23 protein-coding genes are annotated in these 19,906 nt (G+C 65.5%); 10 read left to right on the plus strand and 13 right to left on the minus strand.

Annotation, left to right across the window (positions count from 1 at the left end):
- Positions 1-24: 24 nt before the first annotated feature.
- Positions 25-435 carry a flagellar basal body rod protein FlgC gene (gene flgC, locus ACFOOQ_RS00150; RefSeq protein ID WP_379719947.1) on the minus strand — a complete coding sequence of 137 codons (411 nt, stop codon included), beginning with the start codon at positions 433-435 and terminating at the stop codon, positions 25-27.
- 31 nt (positions 436-466) lie between these two features.
- The gene (locus ACFOOQ_RS00155) at positions 467-889 is read right to left on the minus strand and encodes a flagellar basal body rod protein FlgB (RefSeq protein WP_379719950.1); all 423 of its coding nucleotides are present in this window, start codon (positions 887-889) and stop codon (positions 467-469) included.
- 162 nt (positions 890-1,051) lie between these two features.
- Here ACFOOQ_RS00155 and ACFOOQ_RS00160 point away from each other — a divergent pair, with 162 nt between their 5' ends.
- From ACFOOQ_RS00160 to fliP, 3 genes are all read left to right on the plus strand, one after another.
- The gene (locus ACFOOQ_RS00160) at positions 1,052-1,363 is read left to right on the plus strand and encodes an EscU/YscU/HrcU family type III secretion system export apparatus switch protein (RefSeq protein ID WP_379719952.1); all 312 of its coding nucleotides are present in this window, start codon (positions 1,052-1,054) and stop codon (positions 1,361-1,363) included.
- Between the two features lie 91 nt (positions 1,364-1,454).
- On the plus strand, positions 1,455-1,808 hold the full coding sequence (locus ACFOOQ_RS00165) for a hypothetical protein (RefSeq protein ID WP_379719954.1): 354 nt from the start codon (positions 1,455-1,457) through the stop codon (positions 1,806-1,808).
- Between the two features lie 7 nt (positions 1,809-1,815).
- Positions 1,816-2,562 carry a flagellar type III secretion system pore protein FliP gene (gene fliP, locus ACFOOQ_RS00170; protein WP_379719957.1) on the plus strand — a complete coding sequence of 249 codons (747 nt, stop codon included), beginning with the start codon at positions 1,816-1,818 and terminating at the stop codon, positions 2,560-2,562.
- A 21-nt stretch (positions 2,563-2,583) separates the two neighbouring features.
- Here fliP and ACFOOQ_RS00175 read toward each other — a convergent pair whose 3' ends face one another.
- The 6 genes from ACFOOQ_RS00175 to ACFOOQ_RS00200 all read right to left on the minus strand — a co-directional run bounded on the left by ACFOOQ_RS00175 (position 2,584) and on the right by ACFOOQ_RS00200 (position 10,807).
- Positions 2,584-5,964, minus strand: coding sequence for a tetratricopeptide repeat protein (locus ACFOOQ_RS00175; protein ID WP_379719960.1), 3,381 nt, complete (start codon positions 5,962-5,964; stop codon positions 2,584-2,586).
- 206 nt (positions 5,965-6,170) lie between these two features.
- The gene (locus tag ACFOOQ_RS00180) at positions 6,171-7,613 is read right to left on the minus strand and encodes a DUF1217 domain-containing protein (RefSeq protein WP_379719963.1); all 1,443 of its coding nucleotides are present in this window, start codon (positions 7,611-7,613) and stop codon (positions 6,171-6,173) included.
- Positions 7,614-7,785: 172 nt separating this feature from the next.
- On the minus strand, positions 7,786-8,733 hold the full coding sequence (locus ACFOOQ_RS00185; protein ID WP_379719966.1) for a MotE family protein: 948 nt from the start codon (positions 8,731-8,733) through the stop codon (positions 7,786-7,788).
- On the minus strand, positions 8,730-9,254 hold the full coding sequence (locus ACFOOQ_RS00190) for a DUF6468 domain-containing protein (RefSeq protein ID WP_379719969.1): 525 nt from the start codon (positions 9,252-9,254) through the stop codon (positions 8,730-8,732). Before ACFOOQ_RS00190 ends, ACFOOQ_RS00185 begins: the two co-directional genes overlap by 4 nt.
- Entirely contained in the window at positions 9,254-10,285 is a 1,032-nt protein-coding gene (gene fliM, locus ACFOOQ_RS00195; protein ID WP_379719972.1) for a flagellar motor switch protein FliM, read from the minus strand. Before fliM ends, ACFOOQ_RS00190 begins: the two co-directional genes overlap by 1 nt.
- Positions 10,286-10,300: 15 nt before the next feature.
- Entirely contained in the window at positions 10,301-10,807 is a 507-nt protein-coding gene (locus tag ACFOOQ_RS00200; protein WP_379719975.1) for a flagellar basal body-associated FliL family protein, read from the minus strand.
- A 234-nt stretch (positions 10,808-11,041) separates the two neighbouring features.
- On the opposite strand from ACFOOQ_RS00200, the gene flgF reads away from it, so the two are divergent.
- Genes flgF through flgH form a run of 4 tightly spaced genes read left to right on the plus strand, consistent with a single transcriptional unit; the run spans position 11,042 to position 14,168 of the window.
- A complete protein-coding gene (gene flgF, locus ACFOOQ_RS00205; RefSeq protein WP_379719978.1) occupies positions 11,042-11,767 on the plus strand; it encodes a flagellar basal-body rod protein FlgF in 726 nt (241 codons plus the stop codon).
- Between the two features lie 23 nt (positions 11,768-11,790).
- Entirely contained in the window at positions 11,791-12,579 is a 789-nt protein-coding gene (gene flgG, locus ACFOOQ_RS00210; RefSeq protein ID WP_379719981.1) for a flagellar basal-body rod protein FlgG, read from the plus strand.
- 33 nt (positions 12,580-12,612) lie between these two features.
- Positions 12,613-13,383, plus strand: coding sequence for a flagellar basal body P-ring formation chaperone FlgA (gene flgA / locus ACFOOQ_RS00215; RefSeq protein WP_379719984.1), 771 nt, complete (start codon positions 12,613-12,615; stop codon positions 13,381-13,383).
- A 32-nt stretch (positions 13,384-13,415) separates the two neighbouring features.
- Entirely contained in the window at positions 13,416-14,168 is a 753-nt protein-coding gene (gene flgH, locus ACFOOQ_RS00220; RefSeq protein ID WP_379719987.1) for a flagellar basal body L-ring protein FlgH, read from the plus strand.
- Between the two features lie 159 nt (positions 14,169-14,327).
- On the opposite strand, the gene dksA is transcribed toward flgH, so the two are convergent.
- Positions 14,328-14,747, minus strand: coding sequence for an RNA polymerase-binding protein DksA (dksA, locus tag ACFOOQ_RS00225; protein ID WP_379719990.1), 420 nt, complete (start codon positions 14,745-14,747; stop codon positions 14,328-14,330).
- A gap of 146 nt (positions 14,748-14,893) precedes the next feature.
- Complete coding sequence (locus tag ACFOOQ_RS00230; RefSeq protein WP_379719993.1) at positions 14,894-15,325, minus strand: flagellar assembly protein FliX; 432 nt, start codon at positions 15,323-15,325, stop codon at positions 14,894-14,896.
- Positions 15,326-15,523: 198 nt separating this feature from the next.
- Here ACFOOQ_RS00230 and ACFOOQ_RS00235 point away from each other — a divergent pair, with 198 nt between their 5' ends.
- From ACFOOQ_RS00235 to ACFOOQ_RS00245, 3 genes are read left to right on the plus strand one after another with little or no spacing between them, the layout of a single operon-like run.
- Entirely contained in the window at positions 15,524-16,846 is a 1,323-nt protein-coding gene (locus tag ACFOOQ_RS00235; protein ID WP_379725274.1) for a flagellar basal body P-ring protein FlgI, read from the plus strand.
- Between the two features lie 7 nt (positions 16,847-16,853).
- Entirely contained in the window at positions 16,854-17,192 is a 339-nt protein-coding gene (locus ACFOOQ_RS00240) for a rod-binding protein (RefSeq protein ID WP_379719996.1), read from the plus strand.
- Entirely contained in the window at positions 17,189-17,722 is a 534-nt protein-coding gene (locus ACFOOQ_RS00245; RefSeq protein ID WP_379719999.1) for a hypothetical protein, read from the plus strand. Before ACFOOQ_RS00240 ends, ACFOOQ_RS00245 begins: the two co-directional genes overlap by 4 nt.
- A gap of 54 nt (positions 17,723-17,776) precedes the next feature.
- Here ACFOOQ_RS00245 and ACFOOQ_RS00250 read toward each other — a convergent pair whose 3' ends face one another.
- The 3 genes from ACFOOQ_RS00250 to ACFOOQ_RS00260 form a co-directional block, all read right to left on the minus strand.
- Entirely contained in the window at positions 17,777-18,250 is a 474-nt protein-coding gene (locus ACFOOQ_RS00250; protein ID WP_379720002.1) for a PRC-barrel domain-containing protein, read from the minus strand.
- Positions 18,251-18,405: 155 nt separating this feature from the next.
- Positions 18,406-18,828 carry a VOC family protein gene (locus ACFOOQ_RS00255; protein ID WP_379720005.1) on the minus strand — a complete coding sequence of 141 codons (423 nt, stop codon included), beginning with the start codon at positions 18,826-18,828 and terminating at the stop codon, positions 18,406-18,408.
- 4 nt (positions 18,829-18,832) lie between these two features.
- Positions 18,833-19,843 carry an isopenicillin N synthase family dioxygenase gene (locus ACFOOQ_RS00260; protein WP_379720009.1) on the minus strand — a complete coding sequence of 337 codons (1,011 nt, stop codon included), beginning with the start codon at positions 19,841-19,843 and terminating at the stop codon, positions 18,833-18,835.
- Positions 19,844-19,906: the final 63 nt, after the last annotated feature.

Below are 19,906 nucleotides of genomic sequence, written 5' to 3' on the forward strand. Positions count from 1 at the left end.
GATTCAGAACTCCTTCCCCGGCCATCAGTTCCGCAGCAGGTCGATCGTACGGCTGATCATCTGCCTGGCGGAATCGATAACGTTGAGATTGGCTTCGTAGGTGCGCTGCGCTTCTCGCATATCGGCCATTTCGATGACCGCGTTGACATTGGGCATCTTGACGTAACCGTCGGCATTGGCCGCCGGATGGCCCGGATCGTATTTCAGCTCGAAGTCCGTCTTGTCGGTGCCCGGCGGCTGTGCCTGAACGATTTCGGCGCCGGAGGCGCGGTCGAGCTCGGACCTGAAACTCACCACCTTGCGGCGATAGGGATCGGCGCCGGGCGTGCGGCCGAGCGAGTCGGCATTGGCCAGGTTCTCGGAAATGACCTTGAGCCGCTGGCCCTCGGCACGCAGGCCCGAGGCGGCGATCTTCATTGCATTCTTGAGATCCATGACTGCCTCCGTCTATCTGTCCGCCGCGCCGTCAGCCACCGCTGCCGCCGCCGTTGCCGAGCGCGCGGCGCAGCATGCCCATCTGCTTGCGGTACAGGCTGGCCATCAGGTTGTGATCGCCCTGCGTTTCGGCAACGCTCAGCATCTGCTGTTCGAGATCGACCTTGTTGCCGTTCGGCGCGGTCTCGTAGGGATCGTTGAGCCGCTTGGTCGCCCAGCGGTCGCTTTCGCTGCCCGGCAGCCCGCGGATATGATCCGGCTGGGTCACCCGCGCGGTCAGGCCCGGCTGCGACCCCTTGACCAGATCGCTGAACGAAACCTGCTTGAGATCCTTGGCCTGGTAGCCCGGCGTGTCGGCGTTGGCGATATTTTCCGACAGCACGCGCTGCCGCTCGCCCAGCCACTCCATGCGCCGGGTGATCGCCTTCAGCAGATCGACACGATCAAGATCCATGCACGCCTCGCAACGGTCGGCCCGGCAGATCGCCTGCCCGGCTGTCCTTTACTCCTGGCTCGCAGGGTGGTCCCCGGCCGTAAAGATTCGGTTAACCGGGCCCCGTGTTAGGATGCCGCACCCGACGATTGCCGCCGCCATCGGCGGACAGGAGACAGATTCTTGGCAAATCCGCCAAAAAACCCGAATGATGCGCTCCCGCGCCCGGCGGTCAAAAGCAAGGCGGTCGCCCTGCGTTACGACCCCAAGCGTGAAGACGCCCCGCGGGTGGTCGCCTCCGGCAAAGGGCATATGGCGGACCAGATCGTCCGGATCGCCCTCGAACATGGCGTCACGGTCCGCGAGGATGCCGATCTGGTGGAGATCCTGTCCAAGCTGGACATCGACGCCCTGATCCCGCTCGAAGCCTTCACGGCGGTTGCCGAGATTCTCAGCTACATCTATCGCACCCAGGGCGGCCGCCCGCCGGGATAGCACCCGGCAGGCAATCTGCCTGCGACAGTGTTCCGGCTTGACCCGACTCGCCACCGCCCACCAGAGTGACCCATCGCCGGATATGAGTGACATGGACAGCCTCAGTTATTCCCACATCGCCTTGGCCTTCGGCGGCCTGCTCGTCATGCTGGGCCTGTTCTATTACGTCATGCGCTTCCTGTCGGGCCAGACGCGGCTCGGCAAATGGCGCAGCGGCCAGCGCATCGGCGTGGTGGAGACCGCGCCGATCGACGGCAGCCGCCGCCTCGTGCTGGTCCGGCGCGACAATCTCGAGCACCTGCTGTTGCTGAGCGGCGGAGGCGATCTCGTCATCGAAGCCGGCATTCCGGTCGAAGAGGCCGGTGAAACCCGCAGTGCCGGTCCTGCCGATTCCGGCGGCTGGCCGACCCTGCGGGTCCCGGGCCGCGGCCCCGACCGAAAGTAAATCCGGTATGCGTCGCCTCACCCTGATCGCGGTCGCCACCATCACCCTGGCGGTACTGCTGCTGCCGCAGGCGACGCTCGCCCAGTCGGTTACTCTCGATCTCGGCCAGGGTGGCACCCTGACCGGCCGCGTCATCCAGCTGATCGCGCTGATGACGGTGCTGACACTGGCGCCATCGATCCTGGTGGTGATGACCAGTTTCATCCGGATTTCCATCGTGCTGTCGATCCTGCGCAGCGCCATGGGCACGCAGACGACGCCGCCGAATACCGTGCTGGTCAGCCTGGCATTGTTCCTCACCTTCTTCATCATGCAGCCGGTGCTGGAAAAGGCCTATAACGACGGCATCCAGCCCCTGATCGAGGAACAGATCGACGAGCGCACGGCGTTCGACCGCACCATCGCGCCGTTCCATGAATTCATGCGCAGTCAGGTGCGCGAGAAGGACCTGGCACTGTTCGCCGGCTTCGCCCGCGAACCCCTGCCCGCCACGCCGGAACAGGTTTCGCTGCGCATCCTGATTCCGGCCTTCATGATCAGCGAGCTGAAGCGGGCCTTTGAAATCGGCTTCCTGCTGTTCATCCCCTTCATCGTGGTCGACATGGTGGTCGCCTCGGTGCTGATGTCGATGGGCATGATGATGCTGCCGCCGGTGATCATCTCCCTGCCCTTCAAGCTGATTTTCTTCGTGCTGGTGGATGGCTGGAACCTGGTCTGCGCCGCGCTGGTGCAGAGTTTCCTCGGCGGCAACTAGGCAGTCCGCCCTCGCCATCAATTAATTGATGGCGCTAAGACCACCCTTGGCGACCCGCTCGCGATAATGGCTCATGAAGGCCTCGTACTGCCCGATCTGGGCAATCGTGGCCGCCAGCTGGCGCGGATCGCCGCTGTCGCGGGTGATCGTGCTGGCAATGGCGGAGAAGGTCGACGCGTCCGCCGTATCCTTGAACTTGTCGTCGTATTTGCGGCGCAGGTCGACCAGCGCCGCCGTATCGTTGCTCAGTGAATAGGCCACCGCCAGTTTGAGCACGCGATTGCGTTCCTCGGGCGTCAGCGGCGCCGGGTCCGCATAGCGGTTGCCGAGCATCTGCGTGGCATTGCGGGCAAAGGCCAGCCAGTCCTTGGCCCGCCAGTTGATGTCGGCGCGCAGGTTCATCGCGTCCGGGCTCTGGTCCTGGCCCAGCAGGTTGAGCGCCTCGGCGTAGCGGTCGAGATCGGCAAGCGCCCGCGCCTGCAGCAGCCGGCGTTCCTGCGCCACCGCCGGCGGGATATTCGGCATCTCGGTGTTCTGCAGCGACTTCAGCGCGGCATCCGGGTTGCGGTCGAGCAGATAGACGACCGCCAGCCGGGCGCCGGCCTTGGCGCGGGCATCGCCACGCAGGCGATAGGTGATCTGATGCTCGATCAGTTCCGCCGCACGGTTCAGCAGATCGACCGACACCAGCCGGTCGGCCAGCTTGCTGATGATCTCGTCGCCCTCGGGACCAGGCGGCGTCAGTTCGCGGTAGTCGTAATAAAGCGCCAGCGCCGTCAGCGGCGGCAGCGACTGGGCGCCGCCATCGAGGAACAGTTTGGCGAATTCGTCGCTCATCTGCTTGGTCAGCAGCGGCACTTCCGGCGATTTCGGGAAATACTTGACCAGCTGGCGGAAGATGGTGATGCCGCCACGCAGGTCGCCGACCGAGAACTGCAACTCGCCGAGCCGGCGCAGCAGGTTGAATTCATACGGGCCGCCGCGCCAGGCGAAGCGCAGCTTGTCGAGTTGCTCGATCGCCTGTTCGTTGTTGATCAGCTTGCGCGACAGCAGCAGATCGGTCTTGGCGAATTCGGCCAATGCTCGGGCGCGGCGGTCACCACTGCCGGATGCCTGGTCGAACAGGCGGATCGCGTCTTCCGGCTTGTTGGTGGCTTCCGCGAGCAGGCCGCGGACGTAGTTGCCTTCCGCCGCCTCGCCGCGGGTCATCTCGTCGTCGCCGAGTGCCTTCAGTTCGGCGGTGGCCGCCGCCACATCGCCGCCGGCCAGCCAGGCCCGCGCCATCTCGAGCCGGATCGGCGTGCGCAGGTCGGGGGGAAACTTGGCAACCGCGGCACCGGCCAGCGAGAACGAGCGCCGCGCCGCCGGCCAGTCGTCGCGTTCGGCCGCCAGCATGCCGCGATAAGCCAGAATGTCGGGATCGTCGTCGAAGATCTTGGAATCGAGGTCCTCGCCGGCCTCGTTCAGCCGGCCGAGCCGCAGGTTGGCGACGCCGCGCAGCGCGCGATACAGCTTGTCGCGTTCCAGGTCTGGTTGCTCGGCCCGCGCCCGGGCCAGCACGCCGAGCGCTTCCGGCATCATGTCATGGGATGCTAGGAATTCCGCCAGCGCCAGCCGCGCCGCCTGCCGCTGTCCCGGCGGCGACATCGACAGCTTGTAGAGCAGGTCGTCCTTCTGCTCGAGATAGGTCTTGCCCGGCACCTTGCGCCAGTCGTCGTACAGCAGGATTTCGGTCGATCCGCTTTTCGGATTGGCACCCCGCGGCGACGACAGGGCCATGCCGTTGGGCGTGCCGATCTCGACGCCGCGCGGGAAGCGGCGGATCTCGAGATTGTCGCTGCGCGGCTCCAGCGCCAGCCCCTGATAGCTCGGCAGCACGCTCAGCTCGATGAAATCGCGCCGCACCGGTACCCCGCCGTTCGATCCGGCGAACGGCACCACGGTCAGGGTCTCGCCGGTGTCGGGATCCGGCACCGACAGCGGCGTGGCCGGATCGTTGGCGGCAAAGAACAGCTTGGCGCCGCCATCGGCATCAAGCTGGCGGCGCACATCGATCTCCGGCGCCCGGCCGTTCTGTCCGTTCTGGGCATTCTGCCCCGGCGGCCCGCCATCGTCGGCCGCGGGCGACGCGCTTTCCCTGGGTACCAGCTGTTCGGGCTGGATCGTGTTGATGCCGACCTGCCAGCCGGCATTGCGGCGCACGAAGCTGGCCGTCGTACCGCTCGGCACCGCCAGCCGCAGCACCGTCATGCCCGCGACCGGCAGCTGCTCGATGCCGTTGATGGCCCCACCCCAGTCGCGCGTGGTGATCGGCCGCAGGTCGACACTGGCGGGACGGTCGAAGACCAGCCAGAGATTGCCATTGCGCTGGAACGCCGCGGCCGCCACCGGCCGCGACCAGGGGAAATTCAGCAGCGGGCCGGTGCGGCTGGAATCAACCGACGGCACCAGCGGCGGGCCGCTGATCGGGCCGGTCGGCGGCGCCGGCATGAAGGTGCCCAGCGGCGCGGTCTGTACCGATGCAAGCGGCGCCGCAGCCGGCACGCCGTCCTTGCCGGCCTGCGGATTGACAGCCGCAGCGGCGGCGGGCGGCATTGCGGCAGCCGGCTTCGGCGCAGCGGCCGCAGTCGTCTTCTCTGCCGGCTTCTCGGCCGGTTTTTCGGCGGCCTTCGGTGGCTCGGCGGACTTTGCCGGTGCTGGCGGCGCGGCCTCGGCCTTGCGCGGCGCTTCTGCCGGCCGGGCGGCCTCGCCCTTCGGTGCCTCGGCTTTCGGTGCCGCGGCGGCCTTCGGCACCTCTGTTTTCGCGGTATCGGCCTTCGCGGCCTCGGGCTTCGCCGCGGGATCGGCCGCCGGCTGGGTGACGTCGGCCACCACCTTGGTGCCATCGCGCCAGGTCTTCAGGGTCGCACCGGACGGGATGCTAAACGTGACCTCGGTGGCGCCGCCGTCGCTGCGTGTCTTCAGGTTGCTGACCCCGCGCGGCGGAAACTGCGGCAGGCGGCCGAGGGCGACCGGCCGCGGGTTGGCGAAGCGGATATTCGCCTCGCCGTTCTCGGCACTGGCGGTGTATTCGACCCGCTCGGGCCAGTCGAACACCATGCGGGTGAAGGTGGGATGCTCGCCGGCACGGACGGGGACAGCAGCCGATGGCACGGCGCCGGAGGCCGGCTGGGCGGCGGCCGGGCGGGCGGCAGGTGCCGCCGGCGGGATGGCCGGCTGGGGTGCCGGCTGCGGGATCTGCGGCCGGCCGGCGGGGGGCGTGTTGATCTGCGGGACGGTCTGGCCGAGGGCGGTGGCGGAGACGATGGCAGACGACAGAATGCCCAACGCACAACCACGCAACGCGCCGGCACGCAGCGCGCCGGCACACAGCATGCCGGTCACACCGGGAAGGCGGAACATCTCCTGATCCGCCGGTTTCCGCTGCTTCCGCCTCTCCGCCATGCTCCCTGACTTCCGCAGCACGGGAATCGCGCTGTTCAACACCTGATTATAGAAGCGTGTCAGGATAACGCGAGAGCGTTAACAGTCTGTTTGCACATCAAAATCAGCGCTTGCCCGGCGCCGGCAGCCGGCCGGCCGGAGGGGCGCGGGCCCCGTCCGGAGCGCTAGCCAAACAGATTCAGCAGGTAACTCTGCGACGAGCCGGTGCCATCGGCATCCTTGAAGGTCAGATAGCGCAGGACCAGCTTGTCGATTTCGCCCTGGTCGCTCTTCAGGTTCTTGAGGTCGACCCGCTTTTCCAGCGCGGCGATCTGGGCATCGGTTTCCTGGTAGGCCAGTTCCTTGGGGATATTGTTGGCCACGGTGACCACCTCGCGCAGCACCGAGTCGCCAAGCAGCTGCACCGTCTGGGTCACGTCCTTGATCCGGCGCTCGAACTCGATCGCTGCACGCACGCCGGGCGCCTGGTCGTCGAGATACTGCTCGTAGGAGGTCTGCTGGTATTTCTTGACGATGTCGTCGGTGGTCGACTGCAGAGTCAGCTTGCCGGTGCCAAGGATATTAACGCTGAGATCTTTTGTCAGCTGCTGGTACCGCGGGTCCTGAAAACGGTTGGCCAGCGAATTGACATCGCTCAGATCGCTTTCGATGATCTTCCTGATCTTGCCGGGATACTGCGCCTCGCTCTCCAGACCATAGGACTTGAGCACGAAGGTGAGCAGACGCTGGTTACCAAACAGGTCGTCCAGCGACTTCACGCTGCCGATATTTTCCCTGTAGTAATCGACGTCCTTCTGCAGGTCCTTGCGCTTGACATAGGTCTGGTATTCGGTCCCGTCATATTCGTAATAGGACGGCGCCGCAGACGGATCCGGCGCAGCCTGTTCCTGCAGCAGCGGCTTGGTCAGCGCCTTCGAATAGGCCGCCGCATCGTTGCTGGCCACATCCGGTCCGGCAATCAGCTTGCCATTGTCGCTCGGCTTGGCTGCACCGCTGACCACCAGGGCAGTACCGTTCAGGTCGACCGCCAGTCCCTTGAGCTTGGCGAGGCCGGCCGGCAGGTCGGTGGCCTGGCTGCCGTCATTGACCAGCTTGCCGCTGGCATCGATGCCGACAATATTGCCGTTGGCATCCAGCTGGGTGCCGCTGGCGCCGAAATTATATTTCTTGGCGAACTCGAGCTCCTTCAGCGAGCCCTGATAGGCCGCCGAGGCCGGGTCCGACAGGTCGCTGGTCAGGATATCCTTCAGCTTCTGCTTGTCGGTGCTGAAGAGATCGCCGAAACCGTTGGCGTTGGCCAGCACGCGGAGGAACCGGTCGTCGTTGATCAGCTCCGACACCGTGGTCGCGGAGTTCACGCGGTTCTTGAAATAGATGACGTCGTTCTGGACCTGCGCGTTGCTCTGCTTGTATTGCGAGTTGCGCAGGCGAGTAGCGGCGTTGTTGAACTCGCGCACGACGGACTTGGCCTGCTCCGCGGCACTGTCGGACGCATGCTCGGCCTTGTTCTCTTCGGCGAGTTTCTGCAGCTTCTTGAACATGGCCAGCGGCGACACAGTCGCCGAACTGACGTTGCCTCCAAGAAGCGCACTGAGATCGATTGCCATCCTTGCACGCCTCCTGCGGCACTGACGGTGGGGCGATATCCCGGTTCTGGGACGCCGCACTGAAACATTGTGTAGTGTACCACGCCCCAAGAGCGCGGCAATACGGGAAATTACCTGCGTTTTCAGGCAATTAACCCTCTGTTAATAATGTTTCAACGGTCCTCTGGCGGCGCTATTTCGCCGCCGCGGCAGGCGCTGCCGGGGCCCGCGCGCCAGCCGTGCCTGCGGCTGGTCCGGCCGGGGCTGCGGTGGATTGCGCAGCACCGGCCCGCAGGCTGGCCGGAATCTGCTTGCGGGTTGCCAGACGCACCGTCAGGTCCTGGGCGGTGGCCGGCGACATCTCGGACAGCACGGCGGCCACCTTGGCCTCCTTCATCCGCTCGACGACATTGAGCAGGACATCCGGGTCCAGCTTCTCGAAGATGCGCGCCGCATCCTTCGGCTTCATGTTCTCGTAGACCTTGACCAGGCTCTGCAGGTTTTTCTCTTCCTGCTGGTCATACTGCTGGACGATCTGCTTGATACTGGCCTCGAGCTTCTTCAGCTCGGCAATGCGCTCGTCGATGCGCTTCTCGGCCGCCGCCATCAGGCTCTCGCGCAGATCCAGTTCACGCGAGCGCTGCTCGAGCTGGTCACGGCGCTGCGCCAGATTGGCCAGCAGTTCGATTTCCGACCGCGTGAAGGTGGTCGGGTCGCGATCGGCGAGCGATTTGATCGTGGACGAGCCCGGCGCAGCGGCCGCGCCGCCCGAACCTTCCCCGTTGGACGTTTCGGCTTTGGGCGCCTCGCCCTGGGCTGCCGGGGCCGGCTCGCCATGGGCCGGCGTCGCCTGGGCCAGCTGCTGGGGCCGTGCCGTCGCCGGTGGTGATGCCGCGCCGGCGGGCTGGTGCGGTGCCACCTGCATCGGCTGGCCGGTGGCCTGCGGCGCAGCCTGCTGGGCGCCGGCGGCCGTGACGAACAGTTCTGCCCGGCCCTCCCACAGCGCGCCGATTTTCAGGCCCAGCAGCAAGGCCACGGCCAGAATGGTCAGGGGCAGAATCCGGACACGACGGGCCAGCGACCGCCGTATCGTTTCGCCCGTCGGCGTCGTGGACTGCGTCTGCCGCGCGGCAGCCTTCATCGCGCCTGCCTCAGGGCCATCAGCAATTCACGTTCTGCATCGGAGCGCGGCTCGATCCGGAAATCACGGCCGGCACCGGCCGCTTCGCCGGCCGGCTTGCGCGCGGCAGGGAACGGCGTCACCGCCTCCTGCGTACGCTCCTGAGCGCGCGGCGCGGCCTGTTCCGCCCGGGCCGCCGGCGTCCGTTCCTGCCGCTGGCTGCGCGAGCCGGCGGCCTCGCCGGCCAGCCGGTCGGCCAGCCGGTCCGCCGTCTCGACCATGAAGCCGAGTTCGTCGCGCAGGGTGCGCGCTTCCTTCATGCGTTCCTCATGTGCAGCATCCGCCGCCGCCGAGGTGGTCTTCAGCTCGCCCAGGCCCTGACGGGCGCGCGACAGCGCCCTGTCGAACTCGACGATCAGGCGGCGCATCTCTTCCTGGTTGGCCCGCAGGTTGCCGAGCCGCCGGTTGAGGACCAGCGAAATCGACAGGGTAATCACCAGCAGGACGGCGACGACGATTTCCACGATCATGGACAGGGTCATCACATGCCTCCCAGGTTTTTCAGGGTGCGGTCGATCTTCACGGCGATGTTGTTGCCCATGCGGCCCATGCGGCCTTCCACCATGGAAACGCCGCCGCAGCGCATCAGCACCACCGATTCCGGGGTGGCATTGAACATGATGGTCTTGCCGACCTCGAGGTTCATCACCTGGCCCAGCGTCATGATCTGCTCGTCCAGCACCGCCTCGATCTCGACATCGGTCGACCACAGTTCGGTGGCCAAGTGATTTTCCCAGATCGAGTCGCGGCCGAACTTCTCGCCCATGAACATCTGGAGCAGCAGTTCGCGAACCGGCTCCAGGGTGGCATAGGGCAGCATCAGTTCGAGGCGGCCGCCGCGATCCTCCATGTCGACGCGCAGGCGGGCAAGAATTGCCGCATTGGCCGGGCGGGCGATGGTGGCGAAACGCGGGTTGGTCTCGATGCGGTCGTAGGAAAAATTGACCGGGGCCAGCGGCTCGAAGGCGGCCCGCATGTCGTCGAGTACCACGTTGACCATGCGCTCGACCAGGTTGCGCTCGATCGTGGTGTAGGGGCGACCTTCGATGCGCATCGCCGCCGTGCCGCGCCGGCCGCCCAGCAGCACGTCGACGATCGAATAGATCAGCGAGCTGTCGACGGTCAGCAGGCCGTAATTGTCCCATTCCACGGCACGGAACACACTGAGGATGGCCGGCAGCGGGATCGAATTCAGGTAATCGCCGAAACGGATCGACGTGATGTTGTCCAGCGAGACTTCGACGTTATCCGAGGTGAAATTGCGCAAAGACGTCGTCATCAGGCGCACGAGGCGGTCGAACACCACCTCGAGCATCGGCAGACGCTCGTAGGAGACCAGCGCGCTGTTGATGATCGCGCGTATACCGGCCTTGTCCGCATCGTCTTCGACACTGGCGTCGAAGCCAAGCAGGCTGTCGATTTCATCCTGGTTCAGGATGCGGGTGGAGCCACCGTCGCCACCAGCATCGCCTTCGGCCCAGGCTGCGTCGCCGTCTTCGGGATTATCCGCCATGACCGCTGCGCCTCATCACTGGATCAACATCTCCTTGAACAGCACATCGTTGATCTTGATCGGGGCAACCGCCTGATTGACACGAATCAGCAGTTCCTCTTTCAGCCGGTACAATCCGGCCGAGCCGACCAGATCATCGGGGCGCAGTTCCCGGAGATAGATCTGGAAATTGTCGATAATCCGCGGCAGCAGTTCGTTCAGTTTCGGCGTTGCCAGCGGATCGTTATGCTCGAGCGATACCTTCAGCTTGAGATAGGAGGCCTGGCGGCCGCTCGAGTTCAGATTCACCAGGATATCGGGCAGATCGTAGAAAACCGTCACTTTCGGAGGCAGCGGCTTGACCTCTTCCTCATGATGCTTGCCGGCAAACAGGAAGAAATACGCCGCCCCGCCGCCGCCGAGCACCAGCAGCAGCACGACGCCGATAATGATGAACAGGATCGCGCGCTTGCCGCGCTTCTTCTTCCCGCCCTCGCCGGCGCCGTCTTCGCCTTCGAACTGGCCTTCGGTCTCGTCACTCATGCCTGCAGCATCCTTCGGACCCCCGGTCCGTCCTAGACTGCCATTGGTAAGCGGCCTCAGTTAACACTTTGTCACCGCCCGGCAGTTTTTGCCGGGTGACGTCCGAATGGTGTAATCGGGACCGGGCCATCCGCCTAATTAATTCGAATTTTTTGCCGATTTACAGCCAAATTATGACTTGGCACGGGCTCTGCAACAGGAAGGCCAGAAACGGCTAACCGCGAGTTTGGAGCCATGGAGAATACGACCTATATCGGACTGTCCCGCCTGTCGACCATGCGTCGTGAGATGGACGTGATCGCCAACAACATGGCGAACATGAACACCAACGGCTACAAGGGCGAACGGGTCATGTTCGAGGAATACCTCAAGGGCCCGGCTTTCGGTGAAAAGACCAGCTTTGTCACCGACTTCGGCGTGCTGCGCGATACCCGGGTCGGCAAGATCCAGGAAACCGGCAATACCCTCGATATCGCCATCAACGGCAGCGGCTACATGGCCGTCGACACCCCGCAGGGCCGCCGCTACACCCGTGACGGCCACCTGCGCATGGACGCCGACCGCCGCCTGGTGACCTCGGGCGGGCACCCCGTCCTCGACGACCGTGGCCGGGAAATCGTGCTGCCGGCCGGCAGCCAGGATGCCCCCAACATCGCCACCGATGGCACTGTCACGATGGGCCAGCAGCAGCTCGGCAAGATCGATCTGGTGTCCTTTGCCAACCAGCAGGAACTGCGCAAGACCGCGCAGGGCCTCTACGCCACCACCCAGACCCCGACGGCGGCGCCGGCCACCAGCACCCTGCAGCAGGGCGCGCTGGAAGACTCGAACGTCGAACCGATCACCGAAATGAGCAGCATGATCGAACTCATGCGCCAGTATCAGAGCACCCAGGATCTTCTCGACAGCGAAGACAGCCGGGTGCGTAACGCCATCCAGCGGCTCGGCAAGAGCGCGTAACGGATCAGACGAGGAGACCGCACATGCGTTCGCTCAATACCGGTGCTACCGGCATGCTGGCCCAGCAGCTCAATGTTGAGGTCATCTCGAATAACATCGCCAACATGAGCACCACGGGGTTCAAGCGCCAGCGCGCCGAATTCCAGGACCTGCTCTACCAGAACCTGCGCCGCCCCGGCGTCACCTCGTCAGATGCCAACACCATCGTGCCCTCGGGTATCCAGATCGGCGTGGGTGTGCGTGCGGCCGGCGTCTACCGCATCAACGAACAGGGCAACCTGACCTCGACCGGCAACCCCTACGATATCGCGATCAGCGGCAAGGGCTATTTCCAGATCACCCTGCCGTCGGGCGAGACCGCTTACAGCCGCGCCGGCTCGTTCCAGCTTGATCCGACCGGCAACATCGTCACCGCCGACGGCTATACCCTGCAGCCGGGCATCACAGTGCCGCAGGGCGCCCTGTCGGTGAACATCGATGCCACCGGCATCGTCGAGGCGCAGATCGCCGGCCAGGCGCAGCCGCAGCAGCTCGGCCAGATCCAGCTGGCGACCTTCGTCAACGAGGCCGGCCTCGATGCGCAGGGCGACAACCTGTTCCTCGAGACGGCCGCCTCGGGCCAGCCGACGGTCGGCAACCCGAACGCCATCGGCTTCGGTTCGCTGCGGCAAGGCTACCTGGAGACGTCGAACGTCAATCCGGTGCAGGAAATCACCAATCTGATCAGCGCCCAGCGCGCCTATGAAATGAACTCGAAGGTGATCACCACCTCGGACGAAATGCTGCAGGTCTCCAGCCGGCTGAAGTCGTAACGACGGGTCGCCTGAAGGATCGGGAGAACGGACATGACATCGCTTCGCACTCTGGTTTTCGCCGGGCTGGCCGCCACCATGATCGGCCTGCCCGCCGGCGCCATCGCCCAGACCCGGGTCGCGGCCGTGCAGGCCGTCCCCGCCAGCCTGCCACGCTTCATCGGCGAGCAGGAAATCGGCCACCGCATCGCCGAGCTGATCACCCAGCGCAACGGCGGCCAGCGGGTCGAGGTCGCCTTCCACGGCTATGACAACGCCATCGAGGTCCCCGCCGGCAGCCCGGCGACCCTGCAGGTCATCGCCTTTTCCTACGATGCCCGCAGTGGCCGCTTCATCGCCGACCTCGCTTTCCCCGGCAGCAAGGACTCGACCCGCGTCAGCGGCCGCGCCACGCCGATTGAATCGATCCCGGTGCTGAAGAATCGCGTCCCGCCCGGCGATACCATCAGCCGCAGCGACATCGAATGGGTGCAGGTTCCCGCCGGCCGCTACGGTGGCGGCTATGTCGACAAGGTGAATGAACTGGTCGGCCAGAGCCCGCGGCGTCCGCTGCGCACCGGCGAGCCGATCCGCAGCAGCGACCTGGGCCGCCCGGAAGTGGTGTCGAAGAACGGCCTCGTCACCATGATCGCCCAGGGCCCCGGCCTGGTGATCACCACCACCGGCCGCGCTCTCGATGCCGGCGGCATCGGCGACGTGATCCTGGTGATGAACGTCCAGAGCAAGCAAAAGGTGCAGGCCACCGTCATCGGCCCCGATCAGGTCGAAGTGGTGACCGCGCCGCGCGTGATTGTCACGAACTGATCCCGGCAGACTGCTAGACAAGGACTCCTGCCATGACCCGCCACTCGATCCCGCTCCGCCTGGCAACCCTGACCGGCCTCGCCCTGATGCTCGGCGCCTGCAACCTCAGCCGCCTCGCCGATCTCGGCCAGCCGCCGCAGATGACCAAGCTCGACAACCCGACGGAGGAGCGTGGCTATCGCCCGGTCAGCATGCCGATGCCGGCCGCCGAAGTCGCCCCGCGCCAGGCCAATTCGCTGTGGCGTCCCGGCGCCCGCCAGTTCTTCAAGGACCAGCGCGCCGCCAGGGTCGGCGACATCCTGACGGTGAACATCAATATCCAGGACAAGGCGAACGTGCAGAACAACACGACCACGTCGCGCGACAACAGCGAAAGCGCCGGCCTGACCAACTTCCTCGGCCTGGAAACCGGTGCCATCAGCCGGATCTTCAACGGCGCCACGCCATCGACGCTGGTCGACGGCTCGGCCGCCTCGCAGGTGCAGGGCAAAGGCCAGATCAACCGCCAGGAGCAGATCACGGTGAATGTCGCCGGCCTGGTCACCCAGGTGCTGCCGAACGGCAACCTGGTGATCCAGGGCCGCCAGGAAATCCGCGTCAACAACGAGATCCGCGAGCTGCTGGTGCAGGGCATCGTGCGGCCGGAGGACATCAGCTCGACCAACACGATCAATCACACCCAGATGGCCGAAGCGCGGATCTCCTACGGCGGCCGCGGCCAGCTGACCGATGTACAGCAGGCCCGCTGGGGCCAGCAGGTCTACGATGCGATCTTCCCGTTCTGATTAAGTGCAGAGTGCGGCCCTGCCCGGATGATCCGGGCACGCCAGAAGGAGCGTCAGGCCCGCAGAATGTGGGCCGCGGCAGAAGCCAGGGCACGAAGAAACGCAAAAGGCCGGTCAGAAGACCGGCCTTTTCGTTTTGGCTTCGACGGGAAGCCCGGACTACATGTCGTCGCGGTGGGTCCGCTCACGACGCTCATGGCGCTCCTGCGCCTCGATCGACAGGGTCGCGATCGGGCGCGCCTCGAGACGCTTCAGCGAGATCGGCTCGCCGGTCTCCTCGCAATAGCCGTAGGAGCCATCCTCCAGCCGCTTCATCGCGGCATCGATCTTGGAGATCAGCTTGCGCTGGCGGTCGCGGGTGCGCAGTTCCAGGGCCCGGTCGGTCTCGACCGAAGCACGGTCCGCGATATCCGGCTCCTGGGTGGTGTCTTCCTGCAGATGCTGCAGGGTCTGGTTCGATTCCCGCAGAATGTCGTCTTTCCAAGCCAGCAGCTTGCGGCGGAAGTATTCCTTCATGCGCGGGTTCATGAAGGGTTCACTCTCGGTTGGTCGATAATTTGCCTTCAACTGGATTCCCATGCGAGACCCTCCAACGGCGCCGCGACGACTCCGGAATCCCCGGCCGCGGCGCGCGGAGTATATGAATCGACTCCGATCCGGGCAAGAACTACTCGCGATCCGGAAGTCTTTGATTTTATGATAAAAATGTGTAAGTCGCGGGAAATTCAGAGGCCGAGCTTGGCCAATTCGACCTCGCAGCGCAGCTCGATCTCGCCCAGAAGTTCCGCCAGCTGGGGATCCTCGACCGCCATTTTCTCGCTGCGGAGCGCCTTGGCCAGGGCCTGCAGCTGGCTGGCCGGGATGCTGCCCTCGAGCAGCCCGTGGCGGATTTCGTCGAGCTTCTCGAGCAGGGTCGAGCCGCGGCGGAAGGCACGCTGGCGGTTCTGCCGGCCACCACCCTGCTCGTCCACTGCCTGCACCACCAGCATGGCATCCAGCGCCGCCATCGGCGCCGCCTGGTTGACCTGGCCGGAGGACTTCTCGGTTTCCTTGAGCAGGCTGGCAAAGCTGGTGCCACCGGTCGCGCCGGTACCACCGGCGCGTTTGGGGGCTCCCGGCTTAACGCCGCCGGGGCCATCTATCTTGTTGATGCTCATGGAATTCTCTAATCGTCCTGCCGCGCATGGTGCCTGATAAGACTGCCTAGGTAAAGGCGGCATTTTTTGCCGCCCGGCAGGCCCATTAACAATAAATATCCCTTTAAAATCAATGAATTGATATCTGGCACAGAACTCGCATCACCGGACACAGGAATTGCCGGCCATGCCGGAGTGTTTTCAGAGGCAGATGCGATGATGACCCGCTTCATCCGACCGTTGATCACCGGCCCCGCCGCCGCGCTGCTGGCCGCCGCTACCGTCCTGATCGGGCTGGCCGGCCCGGCCCAGGCCGGCTCGCGCATCAAGGATATCGCCGATTTCGAGGGCATCCGCGACAACATGCTGGTCGGCTACGGCCTCGTGGTCGGCCTCGACGGCACCGGCGACAGCCTGACCAACGCCCCGTTCACCAAGCAGAGCCTGCAGGCCATGCTGGAGCGCTTCGGCGTCAATATCCGCGACGCCGGCACCTACCGCACCAACAACCTGGCCGCCGTCATGGTGACGGCGACCCTGCCGGCCTTTGCCCGTCAGGGCAGCCGCATCGACATCAGCGTCTCCACCATGGGCGACGCGAAAAGCCTGCAGGGTGGCACCCTGCTGGTTACCCCCCTGCTCGGTGCCGATGGCGAGGTCTACGGCGTCGGCCAGGGCGCGGTGGCGATCAGCGGTTTCAAGGCCCAAGGCGCCGCCGCGACGGTGACGCGCGGCGTGCCCACCTCGGGCCGCATCGCCAACGGTGCCATCGTCGAACGCGAGGTCGGCTTCGACCTCGCCTCGCTGCCGGTGTTGCGGCTGGCGCTGCGCAACCCCGACCTGACCACGGCCCGCCGCATCAGCCAGGCGATCTCCACACTGGCCGGCGTGCCGACCGCGCGTGCGCTGGATCCGACCACCGTCAACGTCGACATCCCGCCGCGCTGGCATAACGACGTGATCGGTTTCATGACGGAAATCGAGCAGCTGCAGGTCGAGCCCGACCAGATGGCCCGTGTCGTCATCGACGAACGCTCCGGCACCATCGTGATGGGCCCGAACGTCCGCATCGACACCGTCGCCATCGCCCAGGGCTCGCTGACCGTCCGCATCACCGAGACGCCGCAGGTGTCGCAGCCGCTGCCCTTCTCGCCGGGCGCCACCGCCATCCCGGGCATCGCCGGCACCTCGGCGTCGACCGGGACCGTGCAGGTGCCGCGCATCGGCCCCGACGGCCAGCCGGTCAAGGACGCCTCGGGCAACTTCGTGTTCGACACCATCACCCAGGCCGTGCCCGGCACCGGCACGCCGACTGTTGCCGGCGGAGCTGCCGGCGGTGCCTCGACCGTGGTGGTGCCGCGCACCGACATCCAGGTCGACGATCAGTCCAACCGTCGCCTCGGTATCCTGCCCCGCGGTGTCTCGCTGCGCGAACTGGTCGATGGCCTCAACGCCCTCGGCGTCGGCCCGCGCGACATGATCACCATCCTGCAGGCAATCAAGGCCGCCGGCGCGATGCAGGCCGAACTGCAGGTGATGTGAGGCCGCCATGACCGACGCGATGCTCGCCTCTCCCGCCGTCAACAGCTACGCCGTAGCCCAGGCGCGGGCGCAATCCGCCCGCGGCGGCCAGCCGGTCGCCGGCAGCAGCGAAGACAAGGCCCGCAAGACCGCACAGGACTTCGAAGCCTTCTTCATGTCGCAGATGTTCGAGTTCATGTCCGCCGGCATCAAGACCGACGGCCCGTTTGGCGGCGGCAAGGGCGAAGCCACCTGGCGCTCGTTCCTCAACGACCAGTACGGCCGCGAGATGGCCAAGAATGGCGGCATCGGCATTTCCAAGATGGTTTATTCCCAGATGCTGAAGATCCAGGAGGCTGCCCAATGAACAAGCCATCCCATCACACGGCGCCGCATCGCCCCGAGCAGGCCCAGACCGCGCGCCCGCGCATGACCGATAACCATGGCGCCGGCGCCGTGCCGCCAACCGTGGAAGAACTCAGCACCCTGGTGATCCAGCTGCGCGACCTGATGCAGCAGGAAATCACCATCCTCAACACCCATGTCTATGACGGCCTCGAGAAGCTGACCGACCGCAAGCGCGTCATCGCCGGGCTGCTGCGCGAACGGCAGCAGGTGCTGAAAGAAAATCCGGAGGCGTTGAAAACCGCGCCCGAGGCCGACCGCCAGAAGCTGGAAGACCTGCTGGCGGACATGAAAGCCATCGGCAAGAAGAACGAGATGGCGGTCCGGGTTGCCCGCGACGCCAACAAGATGCTGCTGGATGCGATCATCCGTGGTGCCACCAAGCAGAGCCAGCTCGGCACCGGCTATGGCCGCACCGGCGCCATGACGGCGCTGACCGCCAATTACGGCGCCCGCCAGCCGGTCTCGCTGTTCAGCAACGAGAGCTGCTGACGCGAAAAGGCCGCCCGGCAGGAACCGGGCGGCCCTCCTGTTTTGCCGTGATGACTACTTGGTCATCGTCGATGACGAGCGCGCCGGCGAATCCATCGGCTGCGTCGTGGCCGCCCGCTTCGGCGGCTGATATTCCGGCATTGCCTTGAGCTGGTCCTTGGTCGCCGAGGCAACGGCAACCACCTGATCGCCGTTGCGGCTGATCGTCAGGTCGTCCCACGGCAGGACCACCTTACGGTCGCCGACGCCGAGGAAGCCGCCGACCGAGACCACCAGCCCCTGCACCTGGCCGGACTTGTTCAGCAGCAGTTCGTTCACCGAACCGACCCGCTCGTTCGAGGTGTTGGTGACATCGGCGCCGACCAGCTTGTTGGCGGGGATGGCCTGGCCGGCCGCATCGGCGGTCATCGGCGTGGTCATGCCCGACGGCGCCGAAGGCGCGGTCTGGGCCCTCTCCTGCGCGGCCGCAAGGCCGGACGTGGCAAGGGCGATGGCCAGCGTGGAGGCGACAGCGAGTGTGCGTTTCATCTTTTTGACTCCATCGTTGTGACGGACAGGACCGCTTTACGCGATCCCCTCCCATATGGGGTCGGTGATATTGTGCCATGCGACAAAACCATGCGGTCTGTGTGACCTGCCGTGACATTCCCGTGACGACAGGTCACAGGGGGCGCATCACAGGGTCAGGCTGCAGGTGCTGCAAGCCGGTGGTTGACGCGGAAGATGTTCCCCTCGGGATCGGCCAGCACGGCCTGGCGGGTATTGTAGTAGGTCAGGTAGGGTGCCTTGCAGATACGGCCGCCCAGCGCCACGCATTGCGACGCCAGCGCCTCTACCACCGCAGTGCTGCCGACCTCGACGGTAAAATAGCAGCCCACCGGCATCGGCCAGTCACTGTCCGGCGAACGGCGGTCCGCCAGCGCCAGCAGGTCGTAGGCCGCGTCGGCGTTGAAGCCGAGCTCGACGCCGCCGGCATCGAGACAGCGGTAGATCGGCGAGCGATGCGCCACGATCTCCGGGAAGCCGAACAGATCCTTATAGAAATGCGCAAGCCCGACGAAGTCGCGGGCGAACAGGTTGACATAGGCGAGGCGAACTTCGGCCATGGTGCTAGCCGGCCTTCCGGCCGTAGGAGCGATTGAACATCTCCATCATATGCTCGCCGGCAGTGCAGGGCTGATAGCGCGGCGGATTTTCCATGTCGCTGCAGCCCGGCAGGCAGTCGATCCGTGCATGATGGTCCGGCGTATAGAAGAACGGCACCGAATAACGGTCGCGCCCGCTGCCCGCACCGCGATTGAGCACCCGGTGCATGTTCGAGCGATAGCGGTCATTGGTCCAGCGCTGCACCAGGTCACCGAGATTGACCACGAAGGTGCCGGGCAACGGCGGCGCCAGAATCCAGTCACCCGCCGTGTTCATCACTTCCAGGCCGCCGGCATCGTCCTGCGCCAGCAGGGTGATGCCGCCCCAGTCGGTATGCGCTCCGGCACCGAGCTGGTTGGGACGGGCGCCGGTTGGATGCGGCGGGTAATGCAGCAGGCGCATTACGGCTTCCGGGCGCCGGTACATCGGTTCAAAGAAACCGGCCGGCAGGTCGAGCGACCGCGCCAGCAGCCGCAGCAGCCGGTCGCCAAGATTGCACAGGGCGGCGTAATAGGCCCGCATCTGTGCCGCAAAGCCCGCGGCGTCGAAACCGTCCGTCTCCGGCGGCCACTGGTTGCCGCCATAGCCGCGAATGCCGGCCTGCACATAGGGATCATCGTCCGGCAGATCGGCCGTGTAGTAATAGCCCTCCTTCAGGTCGGGTGGCGACTCCGCATCCAGTGTCTGGCCGGCCATCGGCTCGTAGCCGGCAAAGCTCCGCGAACGGTTCATGTGCAATGCCAGTTTTGCAGGCAGCGGCAGGGCAAAAAACCGGCGTGCCCAGTCGAACTGTCCGGCGATCAGTGCCGCCGGAACACCATGGCCGGCGACATAGAAAAAGCCAGTATCGCGGCAAGCCTTGTGGATCTGCCAGGCAACCGCACGGCACGACTCGTCATCGGCATCGCCGAGACTCGGCGCAATGTCGATGACCGGCACTTCCCGGGCGGGGCCCGGCGGCGTGTAGAGAACCATGACAACCCTGTAACGTGATACTGGCATCCTGACAGGCAAGATCGATGCCAGAATCGCCGCGCG

Origin of the sequence: Ferrovibrio xuzhouensis, from assembly GCF_042648965.1 — a bacterium.
GTDB lineage: Bacteria > Pseudomonadota > Alphaproteobacteria > Ferrovibrionales > Ferrovibrionaceae > Ferrovibrio > Ferrovibrio xuzhouensis.